The organism is Hydrotalea sandarakina (assembly GCF_003254115.1).
Classification (GTDB): Bacteria; Bacteroidota; Bacteroidia; order Chitinophagales; family Chitinophagaceae; genus Hydrotalea; species Hydrotalea sandarakina.
Genome location: NZ_QKZV01000002.1, coordinates 322,893 through 345,392, shown reverse-complemented (window position 1 = coordinate 345,392; position 22,500 = coordinate 322,893). Strand labels below are relative to the sequence as shown.

Here is a 22,500-nt window from a genome sequence, read left to right as displayed (position 1 = left end):
TTCGGCTCAAAAAATATTTTAAAAATTACCAAAGCCGATTTTAGGATTTTACAAACAGCATCCCTATTTTTGCAACCCCAAATAAAACTTGGGAATGGTGAGGTGGGTGAGTGGCTCAAACCAGTAGTTTGCTAAACTGCCGTACGGGTTAAACTGTACCGAGGGTTCGAATCCCTCCCTCACCGCAAAATACACGCACAAGTAAAGTGCGTTTTTTTATCCATAGGGCTTCGGGAGGTAGTTCAGCCCGGTAGAATACCTGGTTTGGGACCAGGGGGTCGCAGGTTCGAATCCTGTCCTCCCGACAGAAGCTTTCAAAAGGCAATCTTGTAAAAGGTTGCCTTTTTTGTTGTTGGAATTGGTCGCAGAAATTCACCTTTTGGTCGCTGCTACACATGCTTTATAACTTAACTAACTTATTTTAGTATAATGAAACAACAGTGGTACGCCAAAAAATGGGTAATTATTGCCATGCACATTGCTGCATGGACACTACTTTTTTCACTCCCTTTTTTACTGCGCCCCTCTTATGAAACCAAACATGAGCATGATGATTCTTATTCCCTTATTAAATACATAATTACAGCCGCACTTTGGGCCGGTTATTTTTATTTGAATGCTTACTTACTAATGCCCAAATTCATTTACAAGAAAAAGTATTGGGAATTTGCATTGATACAAGTTGTGATTTTTGTTATTCAAATTGTATTCGATTGGATTTTGTTTGAAACCTTTTTAGCGGCAAGAACCTATGAATTAAAACCTGCCATACTATTTGTGTTTTTTCCCTTTCTGTTTATTTTGGCCACGAGTACAGCTTACAGAATGATTCGCGACAAAATAAAATACGACCATATTTTACAACAAAAAGAAAAAGAAAATTTAACCACCGAACTTTCTTTTTTACGTTCGCAGGTTAGTCCGCATTTTATGTTTAATGTATTGAATAATATGGTGGCATTAGCCAGAAAAAAATCGGATGTATTAGAACCATCGCTTATTAAATTATCGGCATTAATGCGTTACATGTTGTATGAAGCCGATGAAGAAAAAGTACCCCTCGAAAAAGAAATTGAATACCTGCAAAGTTATATTGACCTGCAACAACAACGCTTTGGCAACCATGTTACCGTTCAGTTTAATGCAAGCACACCTGATAAACATTATGATATTGAGCCCATGCTCTTAATTCCATTTGTTGAAAATGCATTTAAACATGGCACAGGTTTAATAGAAGAAGCAAAAATTGTGATTGAGTTGAAGGCCAATAACAATCAATTATTATTTAAAGTTCAAAATAAATACAACCCAACCTCTAGTGAGGTAAAAGATAAAACCTCAGGCATTGGTTTAAACAATGTTGAACGAAGATTAAAACTGCTTTATGGTCATTTTCAACATTTATCCATTCAGCAACAAGATGGCTGGTTTGTCGTTACCTTACAACTAAACTTTCATGCATGATACAATGTATAGCAGTTGATGATGAGCCCCTGGCTTTAGAATTGCTGGCCGACAATATTAGCCAGGTTCCCTTTTTGCAACTTAAAGCAACTTGCAATAATGCCATGGAGGCCATGAAAGTATTACAAACGCAGCCTATTGATTTAATTTTTCTTGACATACAAATGCCCGGATTAACCGGCTTACAATTTATTCAAAGCTTACCCAACAAACCCATGATTATTTTGGTTACAGCTTATGAAAAGTTTGCATTAGACGGATTTAATTTAGATGTGGTGGACTATCTCGTAAAGCCGGTATCGTTAGATAGATTTGTGAAGGCGTGTAACAAAGCATGGGAACTATTCCAACTAAAAAATGCGCATGCACCAATCAGTCCCACACCTACTCCCTCCTATTTTTTTGTGAATGTAGATTACACCCTCTTAAAAATTGCTTTTAAAGATATTATATGGATTGAAGGTTTGAAAGATTATATTAAAATCCACCTCATCCATTCTAATAGGCCTGTTGTTACCCGCATGAGCATGAAAACATTGGAAGAACAATTACCCGGAAACTTATTCATCAGAATTCACAAGTCATACATCATTGCTATTGAACACATCACTGCCATTAAACGAAGCAGCATTTTCATCAACAATATTGAACTGCCTATTGGCGACAACTACAAAGATGCAGTGATTGCTTTAACCGGCAAGACCTCTTAATGCATCCTTTCTAACACAGCAATACAAGAATATCTCTTTTTTATTCATTAATATTTTAGTGAATGCGAAATAGTTAAGCATTATATCAATAAAAAACAAACCGCCTCCCAACTGAACGGAAGACGGCTTTTTGCCTAACAAATCAAACCATCATTACTGAACACCTTGTAGAGCGTCCATACCGGAAGTATTGGTATTTTTTCTTTTAAATAATGAAACATCCATTTTACCAAACCGATAACTAAAGTTGATACGTAACATTTGTGGGTTGCGCAATCTGTTATAATCTTGTACAAAAAAGTTACTGAAAGAGTATTGATCTGAATAGCGTGTTCTAAAAATATCACTCATACTAATACTTACTGTTGCAGCATCATTTTTCAAAAAGCTGCGGCTAATGGCAGCATCAACACTATAGAATGAACGGATATACCCTTGCGAAGCACTTTGTGATTGCATCATTGGTGGCCCCATTTGCTGTCCGCTATTATTATTAACAGGCAAGTTGGTTTTTGATTGGTATAAACCGGTTAATTGTAGTTTAAATTTTCCCGGCAATGTAAAATTGTTGTTGATTTTTCCAAACCAACTCCACAATGCTGCCTGAGAAGTGCCTGTAATATTATTGGTATTGATTTGAGAGTTATAAATGTTTACATTCATCGTCATATCCCACCACTTGGCCAACTTGGCTACTCCCGTTAATTCGGCGCCAACAGTGTAGCTTGAGTTAGCATTTACATATGTATTGATAATATCTTGTTTACCGGTTAAATAGTTTTGTGCAGTATCTAAATATCGAGTTATTAAACCCTCGGTATGCTTATAATAAAGTGAAGCCAGGAATGTATTATTATGGGGTAAAGTTTTTAAATACGATAACTCAAATGAACTGGTAAACTCAGGCACCAAATTAGGATTACCGCGGGTAATATTTAAACTATCAGAATAATCAGTATAAGGAATTAACTGAAAAAAATTAGGTCGGTTAATTCGGCGGGTATAACTAAACTGTACTTCATTCGTACCCTTAAACTTCTGGCTTAAAAATATAGATGGAAATAAACTGATTGGATAACTATTACTAAAATGTTGTTGTGTATTCAACAAATCACCTGAATAGTCTGAACGTTCGGCCCTTAAACCAATTTGGTAACCAAAACTTTTAATAGCACTAGTTACAGAGGCATAAGCAGCATATACATTATTGGTGTTTTTGTAATGAATGGAAGCCAAATTAGAAAGTATAAAATTTTTGCTTGCATTATCTAGATAATAATTATCGGTTTCATTGGTTAATTTTTGTTGCTGAAAACGTAAGCCGGTTTCTAATTTAGATTTTTTACCAAATGGTTTTACATAATCGGTTTGTGCAGTTAGAAACTGATTATAGCCTGTTCCCAAAGTTTGTTGCTGAGTATTATTCACAATTGTACTACCTGCACCATTGTTATAATAATTGGTATTGTACAACACGTTATTGGAGTTGTTACCTGAAAAGTAATTCATGTCAGCAGTAAGTGTCTGCCCCTCTTGTTTAAATAGTTGCTTAAACCCAAATTGTGCACCTGTGCCATCAAACTTACGGTGGGTATTGGCATATCGTTCACTATATTGATTAGCAGTTCCCGATTGTAATAAAGTATCAATATTAGTTGAGAGAAATTGGTTAGGAGTCATATCGGCATGCACTTTAATCATACCGGCTGAAAAAGAGGTACGGTTGGTCATAAAATAATCTAGCCCTACTCTGCCAAAAACAAAACCACCATTATCTTTATCGGTTGAGGATTGATTAACAACCGTACTAGTATCGCCAAAGTTGGTACGATTAGTTGTACCGAAAGTTTTCCCTTTATTTTGATTAACAAAAGCCGAAGCATTGAAATTAAATTTTCCCTGGCGAACATTAAAATCACCTCCACCATTTAAAGCGCCATAGCTATCAACGCCAGCTCTAAGATTACCATTATAGCCTGTTTTTCTATTTTTCTTTAAAATGATATTTAAAATACCTGCACCACCGCCAGATGCATCATATTTAGCAGAAGGATTAGTAATTACTTCTACACTTTCAATTGCATCAGCGGGAATTTGATCAAGCGTTAACGTTGTAGGACGTCCTTCAATATATATTTGTGGTGTTGCATTGCGTAAAGTTACATTGCCATCAATATCTACATTTACCGAAGGAACATTCTTCATTACATCTAATGCTGTTCCACCGGCGTTTAGAATATCTTTCTCAACATTATATACTTTTTTATCTATGTCCATTTTAAGGGTGGGCTTAGCAGTAGCTGTTACCACTACGCCTTGCAATTGATTCACTGATTCTGTTAAACGAATATTACCCAAATCTTTATCAAAAGCATTCAAGGCTTGATTCATATTACCCATTGGTGATTGAGCACCCGGCATAGGCATTACAAAACTTACATTTTGAGAAATAGGCTGAAAACCGGTAGCTGAAATCTTTAATTGAAGTGCCCCAATAATTGGCACATCTTCAAAACTAAAGTCTCCATTGGCTTTAGTGGTAATTCCTTTATACAATACTTCTTTTGTTTTTTTAGTGGTAGCATCTATACGGCTTTGTAATAACAATACAGTAGCATCATGAATGGGTTTTCCGGTACTGTCTAAAATACGTCCATAAATGTGCCCAATATTAGTGGCTGCAGGTTTGCCACCCATACCGGGCATTTGACTATACGCAGCATAACCAATTAACAAGGATAAGCAAATAACAATTAGACTTTTCATATACTATGATTATAGTGCCCAAAATTATATGCACTAAAAGCATGGAAATGGATAGTTGCGACCAGTTAGAGAATTGTTGCGACGAAAATGATTTATTACATAATTCAAGGCAGGCAAATTCGACATTTCTCCCTATCAACAGCGTTGTGCAACGCTGTTGAGTCGAACGAGAATCGAAGCAATATAGAATGGGGTCGGAATAGATTGAATCTTTGGTTGATGATGTATGTCTGCACTATTGGTTACAATACTGCATTACGGCTTGAAAAATTTGCTTGCGAATGGGTGTTACATCAAAATAGGTACCATTCGGTAACAAACCCATGTGTTGCCGATTAATAAGTAAAATAATGGAAGCATGGTATTGGGGTATTACAACTATACTGGTACCGGTAAAGCCGGTATGCCCAAAACTACCTTCAGGTGCATTTTTCATAAATGAATCATGGGCATCCATCATCCACCCCAAACCATTTTGAAAAGCATCTTTTGTAAAAAAGGTTTGCAGTGTAGAAGCACTAATAAAAGATTGGCCATTAACAGTACCATTATTTAAAAGCATATCAACTAGTTGCTGTATGTCTGCTGCTGTGGAAAATAAGCCAGCTGCTCCGGATACACCGCCGTTGGCATACCAAGCATTTCCATCATTAACCTCACCACTTAACACATAGTTTCGCCAACCATTCCATGAAGTGGGATCAATATCTTTTTGGGTAAAACCTAAAGTACTATCATACACCATTCGTTTTTCATAAGGGTTACCGAATGAAGTAGCAGCAAAGTGTGTAAACAATTTCTTTTGTAAAGGATTATAAGTTGTATGCAACATATTCAATGGCTTGAATATTTTTTCTTCCTCAAATTGTTCAAAAGGCATACCTGTAATATTTTGAATAATTTCACCTAGAATCGTAAATCCTAAATCGCTATACTTACGCTGTGCACCAATGGGATACCGTAAAGGTAATTTGGCAATTAAGGAAAACACCTGTTGTCGGTTATGGGCTTTATAAAACAAAGGATACCATTCAATAATGCCGGATGTATGCGTTAATAAATGTCGAATGGTAATATTTTTTTTATCAGGCGTATTAAAATCGGGCACATATTTACAAACCGGATCATCAACCGACAATAAATGCTTGTCGGCCAAGTACATAATTGCCGTAGTTGTACCCACCACTTTTGTTAGCGAAGCCAAATCGAATAAAGTATTTAATTCCATTTTTTCCGGTCGCTTCAGTAATTGATGTTGATTATTGAACAAACGTGCATACCCATAGGCATGTTGATATAAAATCTTACCATCTTTTTTAATTAAAACAACAGCACCGGGTATGTGCCTTTCCTGAACTTGGGTTTGTAAAATACTATCGATGGTATGAGAGAGGCTAAATTCATGTTGGCTTTGTTGTGCAAACAAAGGGAATACACAAACGATTGATAAAAATAATAGAAAAAATTTATTGATAAAGCAGGACTGAATCATAATTACTGGAATTATGTTCTAAAATAATGAATTTCATTGAAGAACATTTCTTTGCCATTCCGTCCAAATTTCAGCATTATCATCCATTTTAGACAAAAAGGATAATGTAGAACGTTCATTTAATTTGTCGTCTTTTATTAACCTATAAATGTCTGCACTGTTAGGAAATTTTTTTATGCATTGTTGTTCAAAATGATTTTTTTGAGTAGGATTATTGATAACATTAAAGGCTAACATAGTAACATAATACCGGAATGGACTAATAGAACCTTCAGCTATTACTAATTGTTGCATGGAATTATCAATAATTTTTTGCAGTGTAAGTGATGCTGAATTTTTGTCTTGAAGTGCCAAATAATTTTGATACTCTAACCAGTTTTCCAGTGATTCATCTAGCATATTGTCATAAGGCTTTCCCGCACCTAAATTTTCCGGCCAAAGTTTTGAACGTTGAATAAAAGCTAGTGCTTTCTCATATTGATGAAGCTTCATTTGTTGAATTGCAAGCATCAATAAGGCTTTCCTATACAAATTTCTTCCAACTGTTGATCCCTCATAAGGCAAAATATTGATAGATTGAAGTAAATTCAAAGCTGTTGAATATTCCTTATTCTGCATTAAAGTTTGGATGTAAGAAATTCCCATTAAATAATTAGCGGTATCATATTCATAAGTTTTTTTTGCCAACAAAATAGCTTCTTCTAATTTTTTATGAAGCGAGTAAAATTCAACTAATGAATTTGCATATCGCCATTGAGTAGGTTCTAATTCATAAGCGCGTAACAAATCATGCAATATAAGTAATGAATCTTCCGGATTATATAAAGAAGCTCGTACAGCGTAAAAGGGCGCATATTCGGGACGATCATCACATGATTTTAATAATTTCAATGCAAGATCTTTATGATTATTATTACGTTCAATTAAGGCACTATAATATTTAAGTTTCCAACTATCAAATTGTAGCATTAGCTTCTTTAATATAAAATTAGTTTCATTCCTAAAAGGAAATATCATATCAGGTTTCAAATAATCAGGCAAAGATTGTTGCTTTAAATACGCTTTCCATATTTGTATCTCAGTGTTTATTGGAGACATTTCCAATAATTCAATAGCCTCTTTATTTCTTCCAATATTCCAATACCATATTGCCATTTCTAAAAAAGTTTGACCGGGAAATTCATTGGTAATGGTAGCAAGGAATTGTTTTTGATTGGTAGCATTTTTGCTTAATAAATATTTTTCATAAGCAGCAATATGATTTAAAGAATTAAATGACAAAAGTTTTTCTAATGATGATGTTTGTAGCTTTATATTCTTTGTAATACGTCCGATTAAAGTTAAAAGTTGATAAGCATCTACATTAAAATAATTTGTATATAATGATTGCTCAGCATAATAAGTTGCTTTATCAAATTGTGCTTCTTTAAAATAAACTTTAGCTAAGTTTATGAATGCCGCACTTCTATATCCTGGGTCTAATGCTGCAATTTGAAACCCATCTTTAGCATCAGGAATTTTATCTAATCGTACATTCGCCAAAGCATAATAATAATTTGCTGCCGGTTGATATGTATTAATGGCAAGGGCTCTTTTCGAAAAAAAAAGTGAATTTAAATCATCACCATTATGGTAATGAATAATTGCAGCATCAATTAATGCAGGTGTGTAATTAGAATCTTTTTGAATTGATTGATTAATATATTTAATAGCTTCAGCATAATTTCTTTCTACCATATTTTCATGCCCCAACGTGTATAAACCATCTGTACTATTCCAATCATAATTAATGGGTAAATCTAAAGGCCGATTTAAAACTAATGATTTAGGATTGGATTGATAATTAAGTAAGTGTTTTCCTATGCTGATAGTGAAATTGCTATCTGCATTAACTAAAGGAATAAATTGATGATATAATTGCATTACATTTAATTGCAATTTTTTTTCTACTAAAATCTTATAATCAGATTTTACAACAATCGAATCATTCAATTTTTGAAGTGGCGAAAAATAAATATCAATTCCATTATGATGCTTAATTACATTCAACGTACCAATATTATTTGCCATTACCATTCCCTTGGTTTTAACTACAGGAAACCAGTATTCAGTCCAGGCATCAGTTGAGTGGGGAGCGAATCCTTTATGTTTGAATGGCGTATAACTACTTTTTTCTTCTGCTTGGTTAAACAATCTTCCACTTTGTACCTCGGTATATTGCCCACTTGAATCCGTTAATAATTTTTCCCAAATCATACCTTGCTGCGATAAGCCCCAAATCCATAACTTTTTACCGGGTTTATCCGCTCTTGTACTATATCTTCCCATTCCGAAATCTTCATCATGCCAATAAGCACCAAAAAAATTGTTCAAAGTTCCAAATACATGGTATGACTTATAACCACCGAAATTATTTTCTTTATACCAATCAATATGTTTGCCATTTTGATGATTGATTGGCCAATTATGGTGTTGCCCTTCATGTCCTAAATAAACATTTCCCGGAAAAATAAATTGTAAATCTTTTTTTGCCAAGATGGCTGCATTCATCCATGTATAATAAGGTTGTTCATCACTACTGGCATTATACCAAAAGGAAGAAGTTGTAAAATAAGCTTTATCCTTTGGTAAATTAATTTCTATTTGCCAAGATGTTCTGGTTAACAAATCTAAAACGCCAATAAAACAACTAACACTTCCATCTTTTTTGTATTGAATTGAATAATCAACAGGAGTAGCACAATTGGGTGTATGCCCAATAATGCCATAATTAGCTTCTATTCCGCCGCTTGTCCATGGACCTCTCATAGCTACGTCTCTAAACTTTACAACATCATTATCATAAATAAAAGGTCTACCGGTAGACTTTTCAATTGCAGTCCAAATTTTTCCACCAATTTCCGGTAGTATTAAAACCCGTATATATTGGTTTTCAAGTTCAATTACCTTCCATGACTTTAAAACGGAATTATTAGTGAACAAATCAAACCTATAGTAAGGATAGATAATATTATTTTGCGGAATGGGATTTGCATCTCGATACGGATACGTTTTTATCAATTTATTGTAAATATGTACAGTTGTGTTCTCTTGGGCAAATGAATGAGAACTTATTAAAAGTATTGAAAGAATATACATGAACAAGAAGCTTCTCATTCTTGTATTTAAACATATACCATGAATCATAAAAGTATATTTAATTATTTGAATCAATTTTGTAAACACTTCAACAGTTCTAATCTTACATTATCATAATCGTTTCCTTTAAGTGACCATGGTGTAGCCGCATCCATTGGTACTTCACTTAAGGCCGCAGGCACAACTTTATTTATGTATTCTAACACTTTATTCCTTCCAACTTTTTTTTCTACCAATTCCAAAATAGCAGCATCTTGCTGTCCGCGTCGCATATTTTGTAAGCGAATAGAAGGGAAGAGTTGGTTTAGACCAAAATTTTCATCAGGATAAAATGGGTTATTTCCCGGATAAAACATGATACCATCACCGTTACCCCATTCCATACTATTATTGATATACGTTAATGGATTTGAGTAGATACGTTGATACAAGTCGCGTTTAGGACCACTATGGTTGTGTTGCCATTGTGTTCCATTCCATATAAACCAAACATTTACACCATATTTATACATAATCCAACTGTTTACTCGACAATCAACAGCTGATGCTTCCAAAATAATAGAACCATACCTAGGTCTATTTCCATTATAAAACCAATGATCACCACCTAGTTTTTGAATAGTTGGAAGCATGGATAAATCTAACCCATCATATCCTGCCCAATATTTTATTATGCTTTTTAATTCAGGTGTATAGGAAGTTGTTGTAAATAAAGGCATGAATTTACCTATACCTGTATCATTTTCAATCCATCGATGGCGTTGTTTAATGAAAGAATACTGCTCCGGTTTGGGTTCATCTATTAAATACCAAAAGTATTGAACGTTGGGGGCAAATTTTTTAAACCAACTTACCCATAAATTGGCTTGTTGTTGTACTGTTATAGAATCATTTCCCATTACCGGATCATCGCCATACATCCCAATGGGGAATATTTTTTCACCAACCCCGATTCCTGGACCTTCATATCCATTGTTTGGACGATATGCATCACCGTTTAAGTAGGGCAAATAAGCTTTTAAATTTTCTGCATTAAAAGAAGTTTTGTTTACAGTAAATCCACCCATAATATCAACCCGGTGTCTATGACCTTCAAACTTCAGCATTCTATCAATTTCATTGTGTGAAAGCGATGGAAAATAAGGATATACATTTTCTGTGTATAACCAAATAGTGTGTTGATCTGTATCGGGCAAATACCAAGGCAAAAGTTCTAATTCAATTGGAATTGTTTTAACAACTTTCCCACTTTCCCGTACTATAACTTTACTGGTATATGAACCAGGCTGAAAACTTTTCTTATCTCTTGGCAAATAAACATCAATCCAAAATGCTTGTGTAGGTATAGTATTGATTGACTTATGGCCAGGATCAATTTCACTTAAGGGCGGCAAATCAATTGGATATTTTTTTATGTTTTTGTATGCGCTTATTGGTATTAAGGCATCCGGAATCCATCCCGTCATTTTTTGTGGCATAGCTTTAGGTGAACCATAATACCAATTAGGATGTGTTGAATCCTTTACAAATAAATAGTGTTCTATAAATATATCAATACAACCATCATCACCATAACTATCACTCGCACTTCCGAAATTCTGATGTGTTACTTGATGAATGAATGGTTGTACTTCAACACTAACTTGTTTAGCACCTGAAGTATACGTTTCAAGCACTACCTGAAAGGCAAGTATTTCATTGTATAACCCTTTTAATTGTATTTTATCTCCATTCCAAATGGAATTGATGTTTTTTTCTGGTGATACAAATCCGGTTTTAAATATTTTTTCTCCATCGCCAATAGCCCATACATTCTTTATCTGTGCATTTAAAAAGCCAACAGAAAATAGAAAGAAAAAGAATAAACAATTTTTCTTTTTTTCAAATATTAAATAACTATGAAGCTGCATAAGCTACCTATTTAGTTTTAATATAAAATCAAAGCTTAATAAAAATTCTGTTCTTCGATAACCAAAAACATAAATACCAATAAATAAACCAAACTACTAAAGCATTAATAAAATAGGCTAATGAATTAGACATGTGCAATAAACTAGAAAAACCACCTATAAAAATATAAACAGTAGGTCGCAGCCATTGGTAACCAACTGTTTCAAAAAACAAATAAATAAATATTGCATTCATTCCCACCGAAGTTATTATCCATGCAAAGCGATGATGATTACGAATATCTATCCACCAATATAATAGTGTCATTATAATTAATACCCAACCAAAAGAAACTAAAACAAAAGCTCCCGTAGCAATACGTTTGATAATGAGAGATAATCCAAAATAGTCAGCAATATATCCGATAATAAGTGCAATTAATGCAAACACGAACATTCGCGTTAATTTACTGTAGTTACTTTTATTTGCTAATAGCCATTTTCCAATTGTAACGCCCCATATTGTGTGTGCAGCAGTTGAAATACAATTAATAGCAACCCATCCATCTGTATTTATTTTACCCATTAATTTTAAATCAATAAAACTTCCCAAATTTTTACCTTCAACAAATGGATAATTAAACGAAGGAATTTGAATAAGTTGGTAAGCAAGATCATTGATCACTATCAACAAAACACCAATAATAATTTGTACTGTATAAGATGAACGTATCAATAAATATGCAATTAAAGTAGTAACAGCTAATTGAGTAAGCACATTCCATAGTTCAAAAACTAATTTTCCGGCATAAACACAATGTAAACCTGTACCTAATAAAAACAATTTAATGCTACGAATAACTATATGCTTTAAGTTATGTTTCCAGGTAATTCCCTTTTTTAACTTTTGTATATAAGATATGTACATGGCTGTACCGGCCATAGTCATGAAAGCAGGTTGTACTAAGTCCCAAAAATGCAAGCCATGCCATGGATGATGAAAAAATTGCTGATTAACATTATGAAGCCATAATGGCAAGGATAAATTATTAATTGATGAATAAACAGTTGCACTTTCCCCAGCAAGCAAAATCATAATCAATCCTCGCATCACATCAAGCGATATTAACCTTTCAGATTTATTGAGCGCTATTGACATATTAACGATTTAATTTTAAATCAATAACACTGGTATCATTGCTAGCAACAAGTATGTGCGATTGCATACCTATATTTATAGATGTTGCACTGCGGACATTAGAGCGGATATTTAAGCCTGAAGAATACTGAGGCACATATTTAAACGCACCTTTTCCATTCCCCAATAATAAAACGCCATGATTAGCATCGTACCTTCCAAACTTAATGCGTGTGTAAGTATTATTTCCTGTTAGTAGTATATCATTATTTCCATCACCATTTACATCTAATACATTAATACCAAATATAGGTGCATATTGTGCTTCAGTTGGCAGAACATGCCATTCAAAACCAGCCTTTCCTTTATTTTCTAAATAACCTGTAGTTAAATTATTACATACCAATTTACCTGCATCGTTTAATTGAGTTTTTGTAAATAAATCAAATATCGTTGCGTTTGCATAATCATGATATTGCAAAAATTTATTTTTAAGTGATGGTATTTGTTCTGTAATATCATCTTTAGAAAATGCCGGATAACTGACACCATTAATATAATAACATAAGATTGGGTCAATAGAACCATTACCATCAAAATCTTTATAATAAAGCTCCATTGGTTCTTTTTCGTTTACTTTAAATTGTGTATTTAAACCATAATTACCTAAGACAATATCCATATCACCATCCTTATCTAAATCAGCTAAGGCTATTCTATTCCACCAACCATTGTTGGGGAAATGAATGTAATTGTTAGAAGAATCAACAAATGAACCTTTTTGATTAATAAAAACTTTTACAGGCATGAATTCGCCTACCACGATTAAATCGGGCAATTTATCTCCATTCAAATCTAAAAAAGCTGCATCGGTTACCATTCCAACTTTTCTAAGCATAGCCGGTGTAGCATCAGTAAAATGGCCTTTCCCATCGTTAATTAAAATAGCACTTGAAGGAGTGAGTGGATAGTTACGAGGTGTTACTCTTCCACCAATAAATACATCTAAATCGCCGTCACCATCAATATCAGCAACTTTCACCACACCGGCACTTATTTTATTTTTAGGAATTGATTGATAACTTCGAATAAACTTTCCATTTCCCTTATTTAGATAAAGTCGGCTTTCTAGTAAAGTATCATTTTCATTTATGTCATACCCACCACTTGCTACAAATAAATCAGGAAGTCCATCGCCATTGGCATCAAAAAAAACTGCAGAGGCATCAACATAATATTTATCTTTTAGGAAGTCTGGATTAACAATTTTTTGAAACGACCCATTTTTCATTTGTAAAAAAAGCTGTCCGGGTTGTAATTTGGAACTACCTAAATACACATCCGTCAATCCATCATTATTCACATCTGCAGTAGCCATACAAGGACCTTGATGAGATAAAAAATTGGGCAATAATGTTTGAATACTAAAATCATTAACATCCTCATCGCGATACTGCATTTGCGATAAAGCATTTTGTGTAAATATTGGCTTAGGATTTTTTAAATTATAATGATACAAGGTATTAGCCTGCCGCAATTGAAATGTTATTGTTTGATTAGGTTTTACATTTTTAATAATCTGAGCTGAATCATTAGGCCAAATAACCAATATAGAATCAATTATAGAATGTGTACCAATCCCAAAATTTAAAATGGGTTCGGTTGAAGATTGAAAACCTCTTACAGGGAAATTTTCTTGATAAAAAACTTCATTAGCACAATACAATTTTACTTTAGCACCTATTCCATTTTTATTTAAACTATTTCCAACAAACTTAACTTTCAGGTAATGATTCTCTGAGTTTTTATTCGCATTATTTCGATAAATTGAAGCAATATCATTGGTATTATTAATAACAACATCCATATCTCCATCATTATCTAAATCGGCGAATGCCGCGCCTGCTGATACCGTAGTTTGATTTAATCCCCATTGCATATTATATTTTACAAAAGAGTCGTTGCCCACATTTTTAAAAACATAACTATGCTGTTTGTTTTCAGGCATTTTCTCAATAAATGTTTTTACTGCTTCCTCCTTATTTAATATGTTAGCTTTAGATGCCTTATCAGCAGAGAATTGTAAAAAATCCATATCGGTATAATCCTTTACATATCCATTAGTCACTAACAAATCTTTTTTACCATCGTTATCAAAATCAGTAAAAAGAGCAGACCAACTCCAATCAGTATTTGAAACACCCGCCAGTTGACCGATTTCAGAAAATGTTCCATCACCATTATTTTTTTGTAGCATATTGCGACTATATTGGTAATAAAACCCTCTATTAAATAGAAGTTGAAACTTATTATAATTTTCAGCTCCACTATGCATTTTTTGTGTATAGTTATCTTCAGGCAACATGTCTAATGTAAATAAATCAATAAGTCCATCATTATTATAATCAGCCGCATCAGAACCCATTGAATATAATGAAACATGATCCATACTTTTATTCAGCTTATCTGTAAATGTTCCATTCCCATTATTCATAAATAAATAATCAGGTTCATTAAAATCGTTGGAAACATATACATCGGGCCACCCATCGTTATTCAAATCAGAAATTGCTAACCCTAATCCAAAAGTATATACATTGGAAGTAATTCCTGCTTGCTTTGAAACATCAGTAAAAACAGGATGTTTCAATTGCTCATTCCAATCATTCCTATATAATTTACATTCGAATTCAGGAATTGATTTATTTCTTAATTCAGGATTTTCAATTGCACCGGTAGTATATTCATGCAAAGAGTGATTAATTAAGAACATGTCTAAGTCTCCATCTTTATCATAATCAAAGAAAGCAGCTTGTGTAGAATAGCCGGTATTATCTAATCCATATTCTTGTGCTTTTTCTGTAAAGGTTAAATCACCATTATTAATAAAAAGTAAATTTCGCCGCATTTTAGAATTAATATCTGCAGAGCGACAAATGTATATATCGAGCTTTCCATCTCCATTAACGTCTACCATAGTTGCACCTGTACACCATCCTTGCATTGCAGCAATACCACTTTTGTCGGTAATATCTTCAAATTTGAAGTTCCCCTTATTTAGATACAATCGGTTTTTAACCATGTTACCTGTAAATAATATATCAGGTAATCCATCATTATTAATATCGCCAATAGCTACGCCACCTCCATTATAAAAATATATATAATTTAATATATTAAATGAAGACTCTGTAAAAAGTTGATTATTAAAATGAATACCTGTTTCATCGGCATCTAACTTTGCTAATAGTTTATTTGAACCGGAATGGCAGCCACAAACTAAAAAAATCAACATTAAGGGAAATAGTGATTTATGTGTTAGCATACATTTTGTTTGAGCTTTAAACTTAAGATTTATAATAAAAGATTCCATCTTTTTAGATGGAATCTTTTATTTAATTGATGGTTAATAAATGCTCTAATTCTTATCCCACCACAAAGGTGTGGTAACTTTATCAGGCCCACCTAATAAATTAACTGCTTTGTTAACTTCAGCTCCGTTGGTTTGATACTCTGATAATAAGAAGGGAATTCTTCGTATCCATTGTGTAGTTGTATTTGTAATATCAGGATTATCTGAGTTTACAACCGGGTACAATTTCAATACATGGCTTCTTCGATAGTCAGCCCAGGCTTCCTGACCATCAGGATATAATGCCAACCATTTTTGCGTCATAATTTGTTCAAGTTGTACAGCAGGATTAGAAGGATCAAACTTAACCGGAATATTAGTCATAGGAGGAGAATTTAAATAATCACCGGGTGCAATTGGTGTAGCCATACTATTAATATAATTATTAATGATAGTAGGATCTGTAATACCCCATTGGTTCATTGATGCAGTAATTCCTTGATTATATAATGTTTGAGGTGTACCACCCATGTTCCAACCTAACATAGCACCTTCAGCACGTAAAAAATATACTTCTGCGCTACACATTATATTTTGACGTGTTGATAATGACGTGGCAGATCCTGTAACATTACCATTAATATCCGTTACATTGGTTGATGACCATCTTTTACCAACATGAGAATTATTATTGTAATTATTGGCAGGCTGTGTTAACTGATTAACACTTAATCCGTTTCGGAGTCCTTGATATTGGTTTGTATTGACAGCCGGCAAAAAATATTCTTTTAATCTTGGATCATTATAGCCTTTTAAAACAGATGCCATTGATGCGCTCATTCTAAATTCATTCCAGTCAGACATAATTGATAATCCATTACCGTCATTTCCTTTAGTACTTCTATCAACCAAAGCATCATCACCACCCGGATTAGCTGTAGGATCCGTAATAGGTGCGCTAACTGTCATTACTCCACCTGCATATGCAGCTTCTCCTTCTGCCTTAGCACGTGCCGGATCAACTTTTGATATTCTAATAGCTAATCTTAATCTTAAAGAATTTGCAAATTTTATCCAATGATTTACATCGCCTCCATAAATTAAATCATAATTACCAAAATGATTCTCCCCTTGATGTTGATTTAGTACTGCAACAGCGTTAGCAAGTCGTTTAAAAAAATCGTTGTAAATCTGATCTTGAGGATCATAAGGAACAGATGGTGTTGAAACTTTTCCTGCTTGAAAATAAGGAATAGGCCCCCAGTAATCGGTTACTCGATGAAAGGTATATACCCACCAAATACTTGCCATTGCATATTCGGCTGAAGTTGAATCAGTGTTTGCAAATATGGTTTGTAATTGTGGCATTACATCTGTGTACATGGGATTAAATGCTGCTCCAACCCAATCTTGTCTTATCACCAATCTATCTGAAGGGAAATAGGTTGCCTCACAGGCAAAATATTGTGCATACTGGTCGGCAAATAAATTTTGAGCTACTTGATAATTATACATATCATGTGGTGCCGCTGAAAGCGCTTTTGAAAACAGAAACGGTAACTCAGCCGGTCCAATAGTAGCAATTGTGTTTTTATCGGTATTTATCGACTTAAAGTCTTTTGTACATGCATTTATTTGAAAAATAGCAACAAAAAACAATAAGTATAAAAGCGGTGCAGAAAATATATTAAACTTTTTCATATTATACTTATTTAATAATTAAAATGTTAATTGCAAATTCACGCCAATTGAACGAGTGGCCGGTAATGTACCGTAAGTAATTCCTTGATAATTTCCATTTCCTAAACTCATATCAGGATCAAATGTCATTTTTCGTTTTCCCAAACCTGGAATATTTAGCAACGACTCACCTCGATATAACCAAAACAAGTTTCTTGCAACTGCTGATAATCTGGCAGCTTTAATAAAGAAATTATTTTTTAATGGAATGTCATATCCTAAAGAAAGTTCTCTTACTCGGAAACTAGTTGCATCATAAGCAAAGAAATCACCAACACCATAACGCTTTCCAGATGCAGTTTGCCAAAACTGCTGAGCATTAATAGTTGTAGTAACTGCATTACCATTGGCATCTACACCACCTAAGCTCCATCCTCCTTCTCTGTATTTAGCTGTTGCAGCAGGTATTCCACTAAACGCTAAGTTCATTTCGGTACCATCTACTATAACGCCACCAATTCTACCATCAACCAATACTCTTAAAGAAAAGTCTTTATATCTAAATGTGTTTGTTAATCCAACAGTTTCATTAGGATTAAAGTTGCCGATATAAGCCTGTGGATCACCTGTTTGATATGAGGTTAAAGGTGTACCATCAGCATTTACTTCATATCTTCCCTTTGAATCTTTCAGCCATTTAAAACCAATTAAATCACCATAACTGCCCCCTTCCTGAATTTGCATGGTTGCAGCTCGGCTATCACCAAAATAAACAGTTTTTAATTCCGGACTTAAACTTATTACCTTATTTCTATTCAATGCAAAATTTAATGCAACATCCCAATTAAAGTTTTTTGAATGAATTGCTGTTGCATTTAACACCACTTCAATACCTTGATTCTGAATGTTTCCGGCATTAATATATTGTGTTGCATAACCTGTAGGTGTTGGTAAACCAATTTGAAGTAATTGGTTATAAGAATTACTTTTATAATAAGTGAAAGTAAAGCCCCATCTGTTTTTATTAAAACGTGCTTCTATTCCTGCTTCTGTATTTTTTACAATCTCAGGCTTTAATCCCGGAATAGGTAAAGTAGTACTTCTACTTAAAAAACCATTACCTGCTCCTTGACTATAACTATAAGTACTAGTTAATAAACCAAATTGACCACCGTTACCTACTTCAGCATAATTTAAGCTAGCTTTCAAGAAAGAAATATAATCGGGTAAATTAACTAAATCTGAAATTAATGCTGAAGCACCAATTGAATAATATTGATAAGCATAAGGTGCAGGTAATCTTGAATCCCAATCGTTCCTAATACTAGCATCTAAATAAATTGCATCTTTATAAGAAAAATTGGCTTGAGCAAAAACGGCTTGTGTTTGAACTTCTGTTCCGGTTTGATATAATGCAGGATTAGTTGCATAGTTTAAACTAAACTTATTAGTAACATTTAAACCATTAGCAATACCCTGCATCAAATCAAACTTATTGTCCTGATAAATGGCACCAAAATGATAATTGGCTTTGAAATTTTGTGAAATCTTATTGCTACCGTCAAAAATCGCATCAAACCATTTTTGAGTAGTTACAATATTCGTTTGTGAGAAATACCCACCAGCTTGATTTGCCCACAATAAAGTGCCTTGTGCATATTGTTCTGTTAATTTATCCATACTTCTATCTAAATTAGCCCTTCCTGTTACGCTTAACCAAGGTGTAATTTGATATTTAGCAGATAAAAAACCCATTATCCTATCGCGTGTTTCATTCAAAGCAGTATTGTTAATCATCCAATATGGATTTTGATAAATAGAATTCAACGTTGATGGCCAAGGATTAGGATTAGGAACACCTACATTACTTATACTTTGGTATTGTTGCGCTTCAGCTAAGCTAACATTTCTTGGTATTTGATAAATATCTATAACAGGTGAATTTTCTTCCCCGGTTCTAGGTTTGTTTTTTATATCTTGATTTATATAAGTAATTTTTGCATCAGTTGAAAACTTGGAACTGATTTGATTTGTAAGCCTTAATGTAATTGTATGGCGCAGCAATATATTTTTAGGAATAATACCTTGTATTGAGTTGTTTGTATAAGATAAATAAGTTTGAGCTTTTGAATTACCACCGGAAACACTGATAGAGTTATTCAATCCAAGCCCTGTTTGAAAAAAGTCTTTGATATTATTTGATTGAGGAGCATATTTTTGAGTTTGCCCTAAAAAGTTAGTATAGGTTTGACCTGTCATTTTTGCACCCCAACTATCCCCAAATAAAGAATCTACGTACTGATTATTATTACCTTGTCCGTAAATATTTTGCACTTTTGGAAGAGCAAAAGCATTTTCAAAAACAGCACCTGAATTTACATTGACAGATATTTTGTCTTTAGATCCTTTTTTAGTTGTAATAACAATTACACCATTGCCTGCTTGGCTACCGTATAAAGCTGCAGCTGAAGCACCACGCAAAACAGTAACTGATTCAATATCATCAGGATTAATATTTGATGCTCCATCTGAACCTTGTATAGAACCAAAAGTACCACCGGCAGCACTATAAGTATTATTCTCAATAGGCACACCATCAACAACAATAAGTGCATTATTATCTCCTTGTATAGAACGATTACCGCGCAAAACAATTCTAGCACCACTACCAGGACCACCAGAACCTTGATTGATAACAGCATTAGCAATCTTACCCTGTAATGAATTCAATACATTATCTGATGCACGAACACCGGTTAACTCAGAAACTTTTACATTTTGTGTGGCATAAACTAAAGTTTTTGCTTGACGAGTAATTCCTAATGCTGTTACAACAACGTCTTTTAATTGACTTGAATCACTACGCATTTCAATTGTAACATTATTTTCATCAGGTCGTAAATTCACTTCTCTTTTCAAATAACCAACAGAAGTAATTTCAAGTTGCACTCGCCCATCAGGCACTTTGAGTGTAAAATTACCATCAGCATCAGCAGCAGTTCCCTGCGATTTACCCTTAATAAGAATAGAAGCCCCTGATATGGGTTTCTTTTCCGAGTCAATAACCTTTCCCGTCACTGTTCTTGTTTGCGCATAAAGTGAATAACTGAGCAAAAGAGTGAAGAGAAAGCATAGAGTGAAGCTAAATTTCCTCATAACACAGTAGTTTTTTTGTAAAAAAAATTTATATAAATATAAAGACAAGAAATGAAATCTTATAATACATTCATTGCGCAAACGTTTGCAAATGCAATTATTTTCAATTGTAAAGACAATACTCAAACAAGTGGTATCATAATAATAGTAATATTTTTTATTTTTCAATATCTAGCATGCAGCAAAAAGTTTTAAAAATGTTTCATCATAAAAATTTCCGCCAACGTTTGCATGGCATAAAAGAAAAAAAATAAACTAAGTTTACTGTATTCTCTAATAATTTAAAAACGATTGCAATGTACAACCGTAGAAAATTTATTAAAACAACGGCATTAACTGGCGCAGGAATTACTTTACTTTCTAATCCTATTTTATCTTTTGCTGCTAATAAAAAAGATAAAATAAATGTAGCTATTATTGGTGTTGGGGCTAGAGGAAAATTGCATTTAGAACAAATGCTAAAAAGAGATGATGTTAATGTTGTAGCAATAGCCGATCCAGATGAGCATAGTATTAATACAGCACAAGCAGTACTAGCTAAATATGGCAAAAGCCCGGTAAAAGCATACAATAATGGCCCCTCAGATTATAAAAGATTACTAGACAGAAAAGACATTGATGGAGTAATAATTGCTTCACCTTGGGAATGGCATATTCCACAGGCTTTATATGCCATGCAAAACAAAATTGCAGTAGGATTGGAAGTTTCCGGTGCATTACAACTTCAAGATTGTTGGGATATTGTAAATGCTTACGAGAAGACAAAAACACCCGTAATGATTTTAGAAAATGTTTGTTACAGGAGAGATATTATGGCTGTTTTAAACATGGTAAGACATGGCCTATTTGAAGATATATTACACGTTGAAGGCGGATATCAACATGATTTACGCGCTGAGTTATTTAACACAGCAGATAAATGTTGCTCGGGAGTATCCTTTGGCCCTACTGCTAAAGGTTCAGCAAAATGGCGAACTGAATACTATGTGAAAGAAAATGAAGATAATTATCCTACTCATGGCTTAGGACCTGTTGCTATGATGATTGATATTAATAGAGGGAATAGATTAACCAAATTGTCAAGTATAGCTACACCGGCAAAAGGCTTCAATAGATATGTAGCTAAAAATCCATTAGGTGGCCCAAACAGTCCAAATGCAAAATTGAAATTTAAACAAGGTGATATTGTAACAACGCAAATTCAAACACATAATGGACAAACCATTGTTATCACCTTATCAACCTCATCACCACGCCCCTATAATTTAGGCTTTAAAGTACAAGGCACTAATGGCCTTTGGCAAGAATTTTCTGCCGGTGAATTTGATAAAGGATTAATTTATTTTGAAGATAAAAGTCCTGCTGAAACTTGGGAAAATCCACAAAAATATATGGAAGAATATGATCATCCACTGTGGAAGAAATATGCCAATGAAGCGGTAGGTTCAGGACATGGCGGAATGGATTTTTTTGTGGATAATGCCTTTGTTGAATGTATAAAAAGAGGTATAGACTTTCCATTAGATGTTTATGATTTAGCAACTTGGTATTCAATTACACCAATTAGTAGAACTTCAATAGCAGAAGGCGGGACATTGCAAGACATTCCTGATTTTACTAAAGGTGCATGGAAAACAAGAAAAAATACTTTTGCACTTAGTGACGATTATTAGTCTTTTCAGTTTTTTCATAAAGCAATCAGTTCCGTTATTTCT

General features: G+C 33.7%; 11 protein-coding genes and 2 tRNA genes. 5 read left to right on the top strand and 8 right to left on the bottom strand.

Annotated elements, in window-relative coordinates:
- Positions 1 to 96 precede the first annotated feature (96 nt).
- The 4 genes from LX80_RS04395 to LX80_RS04380 all read left to right on the top strand — a co-directional run bounded on the left by LX80_RS04395 (position 97) and on the right by LX80_RS04380 (position 2,174).
- Positions 97 to 185, top strand: a tRNA-Ser gene (locus LX80_RS04395).
- A gap of 46 nt (positions 186 to 231) precedes the next feature.
- Positions 232 to 305 (top strand) — tRNA-Pro (locus LX80_RS04390).
- Between the two features lie 124 nt (positions 306 to 429).
- The gene (locus tag LX80_RS04385) at positions 430 to 1,464 is read left to right on the top strand and encodes a sensor histidine kinase (RefSeq protein ID WP_111293832.1); all 1,035 of its coding nucleotides are present in this window, start codon (positions 430 to 432) and stop codon (positions 1,462 to 1,464) included.
- Positions 1,461 to 2,174 (top strand): LytR/AlgR family response regulator transcription factor, encoded by a 714-nt coding sequence (locus tag LX80_RS04380; RefSeq protein ID WP_111293831.1) that lies wholly within the window; start codon positions 1,461 to 1,463, stop codon positions 2,172 to 2,174. Before LX80_RS04385 ends, LX80_RS04380 begins: the two co-directional genes overlap by 4 nt.
- Before the next feature lie 153 nt (positions 2,175 to 2,327).
- Here the strand turns inward: LX80_RS04380 and LX80_RS04375 are convergent, their stop codons facing one another.
- The 8 genes from LX80_RS04375 to LX80_RS04340 form a co-directional block, all read right to left on the bottom strand.
- Positions 2,328 to 4,940 (bottom strand): TonB-dependent receptor, encoded by a 2,613-nt coding sequence (locus tag LX80_RS04375; RefSeq protein WP_111293830.1) that lies wholly within the window; start codon positions 4,938 to 4,940, stop codon positions 2,328 to 2,330.
- A gap of 235 nt (positions 4,941 to 5,175) precedes the next feature.
- On the bottom strand, positions 5,176 to 6,432 hold the full coding sequence (locus LX80_RS04370) for a serine hydrolase domain-containing protein (protein WP_111293829.1): 1,257 nt from the start codon (positions 6,430 to 6,432) through the stop codon (positions 5,176 to 5,178).
- A gap of 33 nt (positions 6,433 to 6,465) precedes the next feature.
- Complete coding sequence (locus LX80_RS04365) at positions 6,466 to 9,492, bottom strand: DUF5107 domain-containing protein (RefSeq protein ID WP_170120373.1); 3,027 nt, start codon at positions 9,490 to 9,492, stop codon at positions 6,466 to 6,468.
- 149 nt (positions 9,493 to 9,641) lie between these two features.
- Positions 9,642 to 11,480 (bottom strand): glycoside hydrolase domain-containing protein, encoded by a 1,839-nt coding sequence (locus LX80_RS04360; protein WP_111293827.1) that lies wholly within the window; start codon positions 11,478 to 11,480, stop codon positions 9,642 to 9,644.
- Positions 11,481 to 11,508: 28 nt separating this feature from the next.
- The gene (locus LX80_RS04355; protein WP_111293826.1) at positions 11,509 to 12,618 is read right to left on the bottom strand and encodes an acyltransferase family protein; all 1,110 of its coding nucleotides are present in this window, start codon (positions 12,616 to 12,618) and stop codon (positions 11,509 to 11,511) included.
- A gap of 1 nt (position 12,619) precedes the next feature.
- Positions 12,620 to 15,922 carry a VCBS repeat-containing protein gene (locus tag LX80_RS04350; RefSeq protein ID WP_245897968.1) on the bottom strand — a complete coding sequence of 1,101 codons (3,303 nt, stop codon included), beginning with the start codon at positions 15,920 to 15,922 and terminating at the stop codon, positions 12,620 to 12,622.
- Between the two features lie 93 nt (positions 15,923 to 16,015).
- Positions 16,016 to 17,650, bottom strand: a complete 1,635-nt coding sequence (locus tag LX80_RS04345; protein ID WP_111293824.1) for a SusD/RagB family nutrient-binding outer membrane lipoprotein — start codon at positions 17,648 to 17,650, stop codon at positions 16,016 to 16,018.
- 18 nt (positions 17,651 to 17,668) lie between these two features.
- Positions 17,669 to 20,707, bottom strand: a complete 3,039-nt coding sequence (locus LX80_RS04340; RefSeq protein ID WP_245897966.1) for a SusC/RagA family TonB-linked outer membrane protein — start codon at positions 20,705 to 20,707, stop codon at positions 17,669 to 17,671.
- 374 nt (positions 20,708 to 21,081) lie between these two features.
- Here LX80_RS04340 and LX80_RS04335 point away from each other — a divergent pair, with 374 nt between their 5' ends.
- A complete protein-coding gene (locus LX80_RS04335; RefSeq protein WP_111293823.1) occupies positions 21,082 to 22,458 on the top strand; it encodes a Gfo/Idh/MocA family protein in 1,377 nt (458 codons plus the stop codon).
- Positions 22,459 to 22,500: the final 42 nt, after the last annotated feature.